The 13,200-nt window shown below is 60.6% G+C and carries 9 protein-coding genes and 1 tRNA gene; 6 read left to right on the top strand and 4 right to left on the bottom strand.

What is annotated here, in order from left to right; all coding sequences use genetic code 11:
- Nucleotides 1-1,732, top strand: a 1,732-nt coding sequence (locus CI603_RS06670; RefSeq protein ID WP_147438294.1) for a glycoside hydrolase family 32 protein, incomplete at its 5' end; no start/stop codon positions are given.
- Nucleotides 1,733-1,894: 162 nt separating this feature from the next.
- On the opposite strand, the gene CI603_RS06665 is transcribed toward CI603_RS06670, so the two are convergent.
- The gene (locus CI603_RS06665; RefSeq protein WP_121913527.1) at nucleotides 1,895-4,753 is read right to left on the bottom strand and encodes a heavy metal translocating P-type ATPase; all 2,859 of its coding nucleotides are present in this window, start codon (nucleotides 4,751-4,753) and stop codon (nucleotides 1,895-1,897) included.
- Between the two features lie 114 nt (nucleotides 4,754-4,867).
- On the opposite strand from CI603_RS06665, the gene CI603_RS06660 reads away from it, so the two are divergent.
- Together CI603_RS06660 and CI603_RS06655 are read left to right on the top strand one after the other, a co-directional pair.
- Nucleotides 4,868-5,149 (top strand): metal-sensitive transcriptional regulator, encoded by a 282-nt coding sequence (locus CI603_RS06660; RefSeq protein ID WP_024627554.1) that lies wholly within the window; start codon nucleotides 4,868-4,870, stop codon nucleotides 5,147-5,149.
- A 164-nt stretch (nucleotides 5,150-5,313) separates the two neighbouring features.
- A complete protein-coding gene (locus CI603_RS06655; protein ID WP_121913526.1) occupies nucleotides 5,314-6,678 on the top strand; it encodes a dicarboxylate/amino acid:cation symporter in 1,365 nt (454 codons plus the stop codon).
- On the opposite strand, the gene CI603_RS06650 is transcribed toward CI603_RS06655, so the two are convergent.
- Nucleotides 6,675-7,766 (bottom strand): glycoside hydrolase family 105 protein, encoded by a 1,092-nt coding sequence (locus CI603_RS06650; protein ID WP_121913525.1) that lies wholly within the window; start codon nucleotides 7,764-7,766, stop codon nucleotides 6,675-6,677. The two genes, CI603_RS06655 and CI603_RS06650, sit on opposite strands and share 4 nt — an antisense overlap.
- 253 nt (nucleotides 7,767-8,019) lie before the next feature.
- Between CI603_RS06650 and CI603_RS06645 the strand changes: the two genes are divergently transcribed.
- Both CI603_RS06645 and CI603_RS06640 read left to right on the top strand, forming a co-directional pair.
- Entirely contained in the window at nucleotides 8,020-8,829 is an 810-nt protein-coding gene (locus tag CI603_RS06645) for a gluconate 5-dehydrogenase (RefSeq protein ID WP_121913532.1), read from the top strand.
- Nucleotides 8,830-8,928: 99 nt separating this feature from the next.
- Nucleotides 8,929-9,564, top strand: a complete 636-nt coding sequence (locus CI603_RS06640) for an RpiB/LacA/LacB family sugar-phosphate isomerase (protein ID WP_121913524.1) — start codon at nucleotides 8,929-8,931, stop codon at nucleotides 9,562-9,564.
- A 71-nt stretch (nucleotides 9,565-9,635) separates the two neighbouring features.
- Here CI603_RS06640 and CI603_RS06635 read toward each other — a convergent pair.
- Nucleotides 9,636-9,721: transfer RNA gene (locus CI603_RS06635), tRNA-Leu, on the bottom strand.
- Nucleotides 9,722-9,777: 56 nt separating this feature from the next.
- Nucleotides 9,778-11,076 carry a tRNA guanosine(34) transglycosylase Tgt gene (gene tgt, locus CI603_RS06630; protein WP_121913523.1) on the bottom strand — a complete coding sequence of 433 codons (1,299 nt, stop codon included), beginning with the start codon at nucleotides 11,074-11,076 and terminating at the stop codon, nucleotides 9,778-9,780.
- Nucleotides 11,077-11,308: 232 nt separating this feature from the next.
- Between tgt and CI603_RS06625 the strand changes: the two genes are divergently transcribed.
- On the top strand, nucleotides 11,309-13,183 hold the full coding sequence (locus CI603_RS06625; RefSeq protein WP_121913522.1) for a S1C family serine protease: 1,875 nt from the start codon (nucleotides 11,309-11,311) through the stop codon (nucleotides 13,181-13,183).
- Nucleotides 13,184-13,200: the final 17 nt, after the last annotated feature.

The raw sequence follows: 13,200 nt of genomic DNA, 5'->3' as shown, positions 1-13,200 counted from the left end.
GGATTTCGATAGGCTCCCTGGCAAGGACGAGCCCCCTGCAGGCGTTGAGGCCGAGGCGGGAAACACGATGCAGGTAAGGGCCCGCAGGTGGAGGAAGAAGCATTGGGGCTTGGTCTTTGGAACCTTGCTGGTTGTGATATGCCTCTTGGGAGCCCTCATACCGGTCTTTGCGCCAGGCTTGAGTTTCAAAGGTAACCAGGAGGCTGAGGCCCAGAGTGCTAAGGAGAACCGGTTGATTCAGAGTAAATTTAAGCAACGATATCATTACTATAACCCGGCCGGATTCATGAACGATGTGCAGACCATCTGGCAGGACAAGAACGGACTATACCACCTGATCTACCTGCAAAATGCCAAGTACAAGCATGAGGGTGATGGGACAGAGTGGTATCAGGTTACGACCAAGGATTTTATCCATTATCAAAATGTGGGTGTCTCCATCCCCAAGTTTGCTGGATCCTGGCAGGACCTAGCGACCGGTTCTATTCTGCCTAACAGCCTTGGGTTTTTCCCTCAACTTGACAGGGAGGATCTGGTGGCCTACTTCACCAGCTACGTTGATGGCAGACAGGAACAGTTTGTCGCTTACTCCAAGGACGAGGGCAAGACCTTCACCCCCTATGTGGACCATGCCATCATGAAAGCTCCTGATGTGACGGCCAACTTCCGTGATCCGTATGTCACTTACAGCGCTGATAAGCACTCGCTCATGATGTATCTTGCAGAGGGTGACAAGATAGGGACCTATAGGAGCGATAATGGGCTCGATTTTCACTATGTCGGTGGGACCATGATTAACGCTGACAGCCTGAAAGACGGGATGGGGCTGGGCCTGATTGAGTGCCCCAATTTGAAGACCCTGATAGACCCCAAGACTGGGAAAACCCAACACATCATGTTTTTTGGAGCCAATGGGTACGAGCATTCCCAGCCTACAGGCACTTACTACATGGTGGGTCATCTCAACGAGGAGGAAGTATTCGTGCCCGACCAGGAACCCGAACGCATGGATGACGGCTCAGATTATTATGGGGCTAACTTCATGCAGGAGAATGAGGGCACCATTCTCTCCTTAGCATGGATGGGGAACTGGGATTATACCTCCAAGGCCCTAGAGGATGGGGAGGGAGAAGTCTATAATCTGGGTTCGTTGAGTCTTGCGCATAGGCTCACCTTGGCTGGGCAGGAAGGTGAGTATCGGGTTCGGAATACCATTGTTGAGCCCGAGTCTCTCTATGGGCAAGCCCTGCGAGGTCAGGTGCAGATAGGGCCAAAATCCCGCCGGGGTCAGCAGTTTGAACTTGAGCGTTCCTCCTATCAAAAAATGCGGTTTGCCTTTAAGCCCAAGGACGGGACCGCTGTCGGTTCGGCTGGCAGCGTCAAGCTTACCCTGGCCCAATCTGATGCCAGCCTGAACGTGGATTACGATCTGGAGAGCGGACAATATAAGGTCAGCCGGACTACTAAACGATTTTTGGATGCTCAGGGCCAGGCTAACTACAGCAAGCAGTATGCCCCGGTCGCCACCGGCCTTGAGAAAGGGCAGGAGCCTGTACTGCATGTGCTGGAGGATCAGAGTAGCGTAGAATTCTGGTTTGAGGGCAGTGGGAGAGTCTATTCCCTCACGAAGTTCTCCACGGATAAGACGACCAAGATCGCTGTCCAGGCTACTGAGCCCATGGATCTTACCTATACTCTAGCTGACGTCGCAAGTAATGCTGACCAAGAGTAAGGCCAGACAGGGTTCATAGGACCTGCGGTGACGGGTATCTGCATAGGCCCCCCGCCCACCAGGGTAGCCCGGTGGGCGGGGGGCCAAAAATTTCTACATATGCATACTGGGCGGTACCTGAGTCAGGTGGGTGTACCGTCCTGGCCGGGGAGCGCTACCGGCTTACTTGTTGAGCACCTTCTCCGGGTCGGCATCGAAGGTATCGACGCAGTTCTGCGAGCAGAAGTAGTAGGTCTTGCCCTGGTAGTCGCGCTTGGCTGCGGCTGTGTTGGGGTCTATGGACATGCCGCAGACCGGGTCGGTGACCTTGTCCGTCGCCGCCTGATCCTGCTGCATGTTGTCATGATGATGGAAGAGTCCCATCTCATTTCCTTTCTCTTGGTTGTGTTCTTGGTGGTTGGAAATACTGAGGTCCCTGGTCAGGGCATCCATGTCGATCGGCTTGGCCTCTTTGACCGGCCTGGCCTTCAGGGGCGTGTGCCGCAGCCGGTTGGCGTTGAGCACCACCGACAGTGAAGAGAAGGCCATGGCCGCGCCGGCGATCATGGGGTTGAGCAAGAGGCCGATGAAGGGGTAGAGCACGCCGGCGGCGATGGGGATGCCCAGGCCGTTGTATCCGAAGGCAAACCAGAGGTTCTGATGGATGTTGCGCATGGTCGCAGCAGAGAGGTCGATGGCCTTGACGGCCGCATTCAGGTCGCCCGAGACCAGGGTCACGTCGGCGGACTCGATGGCTACGTCCGTTCCGGTGCCGATGGCCATGCCCAGGTCGGCCTGAGCCAGGGCCGGGGCGTCATTGATGCCGTCGCCGATCATGGCCACCTTGTGTCCTTGGGCCTGAAGGGCCTTGACGATGCTCGCCTTGTCCTCGGGATGGATTTGCGCCACCACCCGGGTGACTCCCACCTGGCCCCCGACCTGCTCGGCGGTGCCCTGGTTGTCGCCGGTCAGCATGATGGTCTGGATGCCACGCTCGTTCATGTCGTGGATGGCCTGCTTGGAGCCGGACTTGACCTGGTCGGTCACGGCCAGGACCCCAGCAAGCTTGCCGTCGATGGCTACGAAGATGGTCGTGCGGCCCTGATCTTCCCAGCTGCGGGCAGTACCCAAGAGGGATTGCGCGCCAGCTTGGTCCGCTATTTCGTTCTCAAGTTCGATTCCCTTGCCCTCGAGCAGTCTGCGGTTGCCGACAAGAACATGCGGGGTGCCTCTGCCTGCCTCGAAGGAGCCGGAGGGGAAGGTCGCATCGATGCCGGCGCCGGTGACCGAGTCGAAGTCCTTGGCCGGGACCAGCTCCAGGTTGCGGTCCTTGGCAGCCTGGACGATGGCCTGGGCCAGGGGGTGCTCCGAATTGCTCTCGGCGCTCGCGGCCGCCTTGATCAGCAGGTCCTCATCCATCCCCTGCACGCTCTGGGCATCAGCCAGTTCAGGCCGGCCTTGGGTGATGGTGCCGGTCTTGTCAAGGACGATGGTGTCGACGTCATGCGTTCCCTGCAGGGCCTCCGCCGAACGGTAGAGCACACCGGCACGGGCACCGCGTCCTGTCCCGATCGTCACGGATAGGGGAGTGGCCAGGCCCAGGGCGCAGGGGCAGGCGATGACCAGGACGGAGACCGCCGCCACGATTCCGTATACTCCGCGGGGCATAGGGCCGAACGCCCACCAGGCCACGAAGGTCCAGAGCGCTACCAGGATGACTCCGGGGATGAAGATTGACGATATTCGGTCGGCCAGTTTCTGAATGGGCGCCTTGGAGGTTTGAGCCGTCTTGACCAGCCGGATGATCTGTGCCAGGACCGTGTCCTGCCCTACCTGGGTGGCCTTGTAGCGCAGGGAGCCCGTGCCGTTGACTGTGGCTCCGACCAAGGAATCGCCTTCTTGTTTGAGGACGGGCATGGGTTCGCCGGTCACCATGGATTCGTCCACTGAGGATGACCCGGATATGACCTGGCCGTCCACAGGCAGCTTCTCGCCCGGATGGACCTGAATCACATCTCCGACGACCACATCGTCGACGGCGATCTCCTGGGTGGCCTCCCTGCCGTCCTGGCCGGTCCTCACCACGGTGGCGGTCTTGGGCCTCAGTCCGATAAGGGCGCGGATGGCATCGCCGGTGCCGCGCCGGGCGCGTGCCTCCAGGATTTGGCCGAGGATCATCAGGGTAATGATGGTGCCCACGGCCTCGTAATATGGTTCACGGCTTCCCTCAGGCAGGAGTTGCGGGGCCACAGTGACCACCAGTGAGTAGAGGAAGGCTGTGGCAGTGCCCAGGGCGACCAGGGAGTTCATCTCCGGGGCCCGGTGTGCCAGGGCCAGCCACCCGGTGCGATGGATGGGCCAGCCCGAGTAGAACATGACCGGCAATATCAGGACCAGCTGGACCCAAGGGTTCATCAGAATGTGGGGCATGGGCAGGAACATGCCGAACATGGCTGGTATGAAAACCGGGAGCGTGAAGACCAGGGCTACGATGAATCGCCTGGTCAGGTCACGGATTTCTGCTGTGCGCTCCTGGTCGGCCTCGTCCTGGTCGTTGCCGCCATTGGTCTGGGCGGGCTTGGCGGATTCGGCGGCCTCGGCCTGTGAACGTTCGTCTTGTGACTGGCTACTTTGTGCCTGTTCGGATTGTGCCTCGGCACTGTCGGTCGTCGGTCCATTGGTGGCCCGGAGCATCCCGTGGAGCATGTTCATTCCGCAGGCGAAGGGATAGTCGCCGGCCTTGGGCGGGGTCAGCTGGACGGTCGAGGTCTGGAAGGCGGGCAAAGTCTTGTCGATATTGAAGTCATTGAAGACCACGTGTGAGGAGCATTCCCCACTCTCCTGGCGGTCGAAGACCAGCTTGACCGGCCGTCCGGCCTGAACCTGGATCAGCTGAGGGCTGTATCCGCCCTTGACTGTGATGTGGACGGTCTGGACGCCGCCCTCATCCTTGGCCTGGGTGGCCTTTCTGGGCGCGAAGAAGTACCAGATGATGCCCGCCGTGATGACCAGGGCTGCGATAAGGACCAGGATGCTGCTCATGTGGCCTACTATACCCCCCAGGGGTATACTGATAGTGAATTTCGAGATGGTTTCATGAATCCAAGTCGCTCTCGACTCTGCTATGAAGACCATTGACTAGGAATGGAGTGAATCGTGCCCGGATATGCCAACGACAAAAAGCGGACCATCACCAGACTCCGGCGTGTCGAGGGTCAGGTCAGGGCCATCGAGCAGATGGTCGAGTCAGACACCTACTGCATCGACATCCTCACCCAGATTGCCGCCTCGACCAGCGCCCTGAAGTCGGTGGCTCTGACCCTGCTGGACGACCACATGAACCACTGCGTCCGCGAGGCTGCCGAAAAGGGGGGCGAGGAGGCCGACGAGAAGATGCAGGAGGCTTCCGAGGCCATCGCCCGCCTGGTTCGTTCCTAGCAACCCTTGTCAGACAGGTCCAATCCGCCCTTGAATAGCAGTCCATAAGCAACGGGTATAGGCATTCTTCCGGGAATCGCTGAACTTTCGCTTCTTTCCTGTTAGATTGAACCCCAACCCCAGACCGTTCGGTCCTGGGAAGAAGAGGTTGAAGGGGAGAGGCAATGTCGGAAACAAGTTGGGATTGGGCGGCCCTGGTAGTGGTCGTCATTCTCTTTGCGGGGCTGGCCCTGCTGAGCAGAAAGACCAAGGTCAACTTCAGTTGGCGGGTCATTATAGCGACGGTGTTGGGAATCCTGGTGGGTGTGGGCTTCTCCGGTCACACGACCTATGTGGGGGCATTCGGCAACGTCTGGTCCGAGGTCATTTCGGCCCTCGTGGTGCCCCTCCTGCTCTTCAGCATCATTGCCAGCATCAGCCGTATCGGTGGGTCTGGTCGGTTGAAGAACATCAGTGTGAAGACCATCGTTCTTCTCCTGGTCAACACCTTCACAGCCGCCGTGATCGCCCTGGTTCTGGGGTTGCTTTTCCAGGTCGGCAAGGGGTTCAATCAGGCCCTGCCCAAGGGGGCCAAGCCTCACGAGGTGCCAGGGGTGCTCGATACTCTGGTCGGTCTCTTCCCATCGAATCTGGCGGACAACTGGGCCCACAACCAGGTCATTCCTGTCGTGATCTTCGCCATCCTCCTGGCGGTCTCTCTGAACAAGGCCGCCTCAACACCGCGCGGGGAGCAGAGCGTGGCCCCCTTCAAGGCTTTCGTGGACGCCGGCAATGTGGTCCTGTCCAAGGCCACTCAAATCGTGGTCGGCTTCACTCCCTATGCGGTCCTGTCCCTGATCGCAGCCGCCATTGGTCGCAGCAACCTGAAGAGCCTTCTGCCCCTGCTTGCTGTTCTTCTGGTGGCCTACCTGGGTCTGGCCATTCAGCTCTTCCTGGTCCAACCCCTGATCCTGGCCCTGGTCGGTAGGGTCAATCCTCTGCCCTTCTTCCGCTCCCTTTGGCCGGCGGGCGTGGTGGCCTTCACTTCAGAAAGCAGCATCGGCACCATTCCTGTCACGGTCCGTCAGCTGCGCTCTGCCGGCGTTCCCGAAGAGACGGCTTCATTCGTCGCCAGTCTGGGAGCCAATCTGGGCATGCCCGGATGCGCCGGACTCTGGCCCGTTCTTCTGGCGGTCTTCGCCATCAATGCTCAGGGGATTCCTTACACCCCCCTGCGCTTCGCCCTCCTGATCGTCTTTGCTCTAGTGGTTTCCGTGGGGACGGTGGGTGTGCCCGGCACAGCCACGATCACCGCCACCTCCCTCTTCACGGCGGCTGGCCTGCCCGTACCCTTCATCGCTATCATGCAGCCTATTTCCCAGCTGGTGGATATGGGCCGTACGCTGGTGAACGTGGCTGGTGCCGCCAATACGGCAGTCATCGTGGCCAGAACCGAGAACGAGCTGGACCTGGATCTTTACCAGGGCCGCAAGGTCTTCGACGACCAGGACATTGAAGCGGACGAGGAGATACAACAGTCAGCAGACTAGGGCCGGACGCGTTCCATTCCTGCGCACATGAGCAGGAAGGCGCCCACCCCGTGCATGTCGTTGATGCTGGTGGGTCGCTGGCAGTATTCCTCGTAGCTGCCGGGGCCGGTTCCTATGCAGATGTCGCCGATGAGGAGGTCATCTCCCTGCCACTCGAGGCTCGTTATGACCCCCTCATATCCCTTGTTGGCTACTTCCAGATAGGTCTTGTCCAGAATGCCTTGGTCTACGGCCTTGCAGATGGCGGCCACGAAGAGACAGGTGCAAGAGTTCTCGGGCCAGTTGCCCGCCTGGCCGACCTTGTCGAGAACCTGCCACCAACGGCCGTCGGGGCCCTGATAGCGGCAGACTGCGGTCAGCAGGTCGCGGACCAGGTTTCGCAGATCCTCGCGCCCCGGGTGGCTCTGCGGCAGCAGTTCCAGTTCATTAACTACCGCCATGGGCACCCAGCCGATGGACCGCCCCCAATATTCGGGCGAGAGACCTGTTACAGGGTCGGCCCAGGGTTCCTTACGATCGGGATCATAGGCGTGCCGCCAGAGCCCGGTTTCAGGTACGCGGGTTTTCCTCTGCATCAGGAGGGCCTGTCTGACGGCCTCGTCCACCAGATTCCTGCGTCCGAAGCGGGTACCGTATTCCACCATCATGGGGCCGCCCATATAGAGCCCATCCAGCCACATCTGCCGCGGTACTCCGTCGTTGTGCCAGAATCCGCCCTCGTCGTTCTTCGGATAGGCTTCAAGGTCGTCGGCCAACTGGTCCAGGCCGGTCTTGTACCGGGAGGATCCGAAATGGTCATAAAGGGGGAAGAGGAGGATGCCTGGCTGGATGTCGTCCAAGCATACGGGATCGTGGTTGAGCACGTGGCCCTGGTCATCCAGGTTGGATTCAATCCAACCCCTTATGTACTCCAGATAGGATTCGTCATTGTTGATCAGATAGGTTTGGTGCACTCCAGACAGAAGGACGCCCTGATGGTAGTGGAAATGGCGGATCGGCGGCAGGTCGGCCGGGTTCGGATACGTGCGGCGGAGTGTGTCGACCGCTGCCTGGGCATACTCCAGTGGTGTTGACGGGGTCTGAACCATGGTGCCTTCCTCGTTGATGGGCTGGTTTCATCGAACATCCTACTGTTTTGCAGCCCGGCCGTCTCCCCTGGAATATCGGTCCGGAGTGTTGCACATACGAGGTTGAAAGCGCCTGCAACTTTCTTGTCGCAGAAGTCGTTGCCTGATAGTTTGAGGCCAATCCAGCGGTGGTGCTGTTCGGCCGTACATCTGCAGATGCGGCATGCCCTACATAGTTTCCGTGAGCGCAACAGTCGGTGATGAGGAGGTCATCATGGCAGAGTTTTCCATGTCGAGGTTCTCTCTGAAGGGGAAGGTGGCCTTGGTGACCGGCGCTGTGTACGGGATCGGGTTTGCAATAGCCTCCGCCCTGCATGAGGCGGGCGCGACCATCGTTTTCAATGCTTCAAGACGCTCATCGGTGGACAAGGGGACCCAGGCCTACAGGCAGGCAGGTATTCCGGCCCGGGGCTATGTCTGTGACGTGACCGATGAGGGTGCCGTGGCCGACATGGTCGACCGGATTGACAGGGAGGTCGGCACCATCGACATTCTGGTCAACAACGCCGGCGTCATCAAGCGGGTCCCCATGCTGGACATGACTGTCGAGGACTTCCGCAAGGTGGTGGATGTGGACCTCATCGGACCTTTCATAGTTTCCAAAGCCGTCCTGCCGGGGATGATCAAGCAGGGGCACGGGAAGATCATCAACATCTGCTCGATGATGAGCGAGCTGGGTCGGGAGACCGTCTCGGCCTATGCGGCCGCCAAGGGCGGATTGAAGATGCTGACCCGCAACATCTGTGCGGAATATGGCGGGTCCAACATTCAGTGCAACGCCATCGGACCTGGCTACATCGCCACCCCGCAGACCGCGCCTCTGCGTGAGCGTCAGCCCGATGGATCCAGGCATCCCTTCGATCAGTTCATCGTTTCGAAGACGCCCGCAGCCCGATGGGGGAATCCCTCGGACCTCCAGGGTCCTGCGGTCTTTCTGGCCTCGTCGGCCTCAGACTTCGTCAACGGGCAGGTGCTGTATGTTGATGGCGGCATTCTGGCCTATATCGGCAAGCAGCCTCGGTAAGGCCGGGGGATCACAAGCTTTCGGGTTACTTGCGCGAGGGGATGCAGGGGTTCAGACGGGTAGTGAAATCAATCAGTGATGAGGGAGAGTAGGCGGAGCATGAAAGTAGCGTTGATCAACGAGAACTCGCAGGCCTCGAAGAACGCCCTGATTTTCGCGACCTTGAAGGAGGTCTGCGATCAGAAAGGGCTTCAGGCCTTCAACTATGGCATGTACGGCAAGGAGGGGGAGAGCCAGCTGACCTACGTGCAGAATGGCCTGCTGGCTTCGATCCTGCTCAACAGCAAGGCGGCTGATTTTGTCATCAGCGGGTGCGGAACTGGTCAGGGGGCCATGACGGCCCTGAACAGCTTCCCCGGCGTGGTCTGCGGGTTGGCCGAGGATCCGACTGACGCCTACTTGTTCAGCCAGATCAACGGGGGCAATGCCCTCTCGATCCCCTTCGCCAAAGGGTTTGGCTGGGGAGCCGAGCTGAATCTGAAGTTGATTTTCGAGCGTCTCTTCGCCGAGCCAGCAGGTGGCGGCTACCCCAAGGAGCGCGCAGTGCCGGAGCGTCGCAATGCCGGAATCCTGCATGATGTAAAGAATCAGGTCTACCGTCCGTTGCCAGAGGTGCTTGAGCGGATTGACCAGGGATTCCTTAAAGAGACCATTTCCGGCGAGCATTTCGCAGAGTACTTCATGGCCAATGCGGAGGATGGGAAGATCAAGGAGATGATTGCCGCTCGCCTGTGAAAGCCGCTTGGCAGGCGAGATATAAAAAGACGCCGTCGACAGGGAGGATTCCTTGCCAACGGCGTTTTGTCTGGTGCGAACGGAGGGAGTTGAACCCTCACGAGCATCAGCTCACTGCCACCTGAAGACAGCGCGTCTACCATTCCGCCACGTTCGCAGACAACTGGAAAGGCTAGCACGTTTGTCTATGCGGCGCAATAATGGCGTGTTGGCTCAGCCCTTGGATCCGTGGGCGTAGAACCGGGCCAGCGTCTCCCTCTTGTACTCGTCGAAATAGCCGCCGTCGATGGACTGGCGGATCTCGTCCAGTAGCCTGACAAAGAAGCGTTCGTTGTGGATGGTGGCCAGCGTGTAGCCGTTGAGCTCATGGGCGCGAAGCAGATGGTCGATGTAGGCCCGGGAGTAGTGGGTGCAGGTGTAGCAGTCGCAGTCTTCTTCGATTGGTCTGAAATCGGTCTTGAACTGGGCGCGCTTGATGTTCCAGCGGCCGTCACGGGTGAAGACGGCCCCGTTGCGCCCGCAACGGGCGGGGGATACGCAGTCGAAGGTGTCTCCGCCGTTCTCCACGCCCGCAAAGATATCGTCCACAGCGGCGATGCCCAGCACGTGTCTCGGCCGGGATTCGGGCATTTCGTCGCAGATCCAGGCGCAGGTCTGCCCCAGCAGCCGTTTCTCTATGGCACCCCCGATGCCCACGCCGTCGAAGTCCAGGGAGGCGATCTGGCGGGCGGCACGTCGGCGCAGATCCTCATAGTTGGCCCCCTGCACCACGCCGAACAGGGCCTGGTAGGGCTTGCCGGTCCGTGCCTGGGTCAGCCTCTGGTGCTCGTCCACGCAGCGTTTGGCCCAACGGAATGTGCGCTCCACCGACTGCTCCTGGTAGGTTCGGGTGTTCATCAGGGTGGTCAGCTCGTCAAAGGAGAACATGATGTCGGCGCCGATGCGGTGTTGGATGCCCATGGAGATCTCAGCCGAGAAGCGGTGCCGGTCGCCGTTGAGCGGGGACTTGAAGGTGACTCCGTCCTCGTCCACAAATGCCAGGCGCTCCTTGCCTTCGGCGATTACCTGGTCCGACTTCATGCCGGTCACGTCCATGGCCAGGGTCTTCTTGAATCCCGCTCCCAGCGAGAGGACCTGGAAGCCGCCCGAGTCGGTGTAGGTGGGGCCGTCCCAGTTCATGAACCGGGCCAGGCCTCCTGCTTGGTCCAGAATGTCGGGGCCGGGGCGTTCAAACAGATGGAAGGCGTTGGCCAGAAGGACCTGGGCGCCCAGCTGCCGCATTTGCTCGGGCAGGACGGCTTTCATGGCCGCCTGGGTGGCCACGGGGATGAATGCGGGAGTGTGGATGTCTCCGTGAGGAGTGTGGATGATGCCGGTGCGGCCGTAGCGGCGGCCATTGTGCCCCAGGCCATCGGGGCTGTCAGGCAGGCGGTTCAGGGTCTCGAATGAGAATGCGGCGCGGTCGCCGGGTCGGCCCGGCGTGGCTCCCAGCGGGTTGGTGATCAGGCTCATGGCTCCACTGTATCCAAGACATCCAACCGTCCTGTTGGCGTCCTGTGTACAGTCGATGTGACTTTCATACAATGTCCAGACAACATTCAGCATTTCGCCTCTAGACTTGGAAGCAATGCACGCGAGGACCCGCTTCGCCTGTCAGCCGGAAACAGCAAAAAGCGCGGGCGACGGGGTAGATTGACAAGCGTGACCGAATAGCAGGCAGCGGCATCGATCCGAAGGAGCAGAAATGGCTGAAGAGCACAAGGCCGACCCTTGGAGGGGCGGCGATGACGATCAGTCCTGGCAGCCAAGCCACATCGAGCGCGGGGCCGCCAGTCAAGAGCAGGAGACGGGAGCTTCCACAGACCAGACCGGCCCTGCTCAAGTCCCCGCGCCAGAAGAAGGGGATCAGCAGACTCAGGATTGGGACCAGAGGCCCACGACCCCTATTGCCATGCCTGGCGGCGATGCACGGCCCGCGACTACGGAAAACGGGTCGAATGGCGATAGCGGCACCGGCGCTTCAGCCTCCGCCTCCAGTGGCTCAGCCACGGGGCAGGATGCGCCGACGCAGCGGCAGCCTTATTATCGGCCTGCGCCCGAGTATGGAGCATACGCGCCAGCAGGCTCGCGTCCGCCTGCCAACAATCAGGGTCAGCAGCAGCCCAATCAGCAGCCTAACCAGGGATATGGCTCAGGTCCTCAGCAGGGCTTCTTCGGGCAGTACGGCCAGCCAGGCCAGTTCGGTCAGAACGGCCAGCCACGTCAGAACGCCGGCCAGAACCCCCAGGGCGGCCAGCCTTCCGGCCAGGGCCCCTATGTGCCTTTCGGATCCGGCGGCCTCAACGGTCGGCCTGGTCCCGCCCACAACGCCAGCAGCAACATGAGCGGCACGGGCAAGTACGTCTTCACCGCCGTGGTGGCTGCCCTGGTGGCTGCAGCTCTCATGCTGGGCCTGGGCTGGGCGGCTCTGTCCAACGGATGGATCACCCTGCCCTCGTCCTCCTCGCTGAGCGGAGTCTCCTCCAACTCCTCGGGCCAGGGCACAGCCAAGGTCGAGGGCGGGCAGGCTCCTGACTGGCAGGGCATCAGCAAGCAGGTCTCCGAGTCCGTGGTCTCCATCCAGGTGCAGACCAAGAGCGGGGTCGGGGCCGGATCAGGCGCGGTCTTCGACACCCAGGGCCATGTGGTCACCAACAACCACGTGGTCGATGGCGCCCAGGAGATTCACGTCACCCTCTCCAACGGGCAGATGTACACGGCCAAGGTGGTCGGCACCGACACTACTGCCGATCTCGCCATCCTCAGCCTGGATCAGGCGCCCTCCGACCTGAAGCCTGTGAAGTTCGCCGACTCCGAAAAGCTGGCCGTGGGCGAGAACGTCATGGCCATCGGCAACCCCCTGGGCTACGAGAACACGGCCACCACCGGCATTGTCTCGGCTCTGAACCGCCCGGTCTCGGTCATGGACGAGAGTAACAACAACCCCATCGTGACCAACGCGATCCAGCTGGATGCGGCCATCAACCCCGGCAACTCGGGCGGCCCCACCTTCAATGCGGCCGGCGAGGTCATCGGAATCAACTCCTCCATCGCATCCATGGCTTCCTCCAAGTCCGAGGCGGGATCCATCGGCATCGGATTCGCCATCCCATCCAACCTGGTCAAGCGAGTTGCTGATGAGATCATCAAGGACGGCAAGGCCAAGCACGTCTCCCTGGGCGTCACCATCCAGAGCAGCACGGCCCAGGCCGACGGGGTCACCCGCGGCGGCGCCAAGGTCACCAATGTGGTTTCGGGCTCCCCGGCTGACAAGGCCGGCATCAAGGTCGGGGACACCATCGTGGCCTTCAATGGCCATGCTGTCAACAACAACTACTCCCTGCTGGGCTTTGTCCGGGCTGCAGCCTTCGGCGACTCGGTCAAGATCACCGTGGTGCGTGACGGCAAGACCGCCGAGGTGAACGCCACCTTGGATAGCGAAGAGCAGAACGTTCAGGGCAAGCCCAGGACCAACAGGAAGAACTCGGGCGGCAGTGGCCAGGACGGCGACTCCGACCAAGGCGGTTCGGGCGACGACGATGACTCCATGGATCCCTTCCGCTTCTTCTTCGGGCAGTGATCCAGGACTGAACCCAG

Source organism: Bifidobacterium sp. wkB338 (assembly GCF_003688325.1).
Classification (GTDB): domain Bacteria; phylum Actinomycetota; class Actinomycetes; order Actinomycetales; family Bifidobacteriaceae; genus Bombiscardovia; species Bombiscardovia polysaccharolytica.
This window is presented reverse-complemented; position numbering and strand designations above follow the sequence as displayed.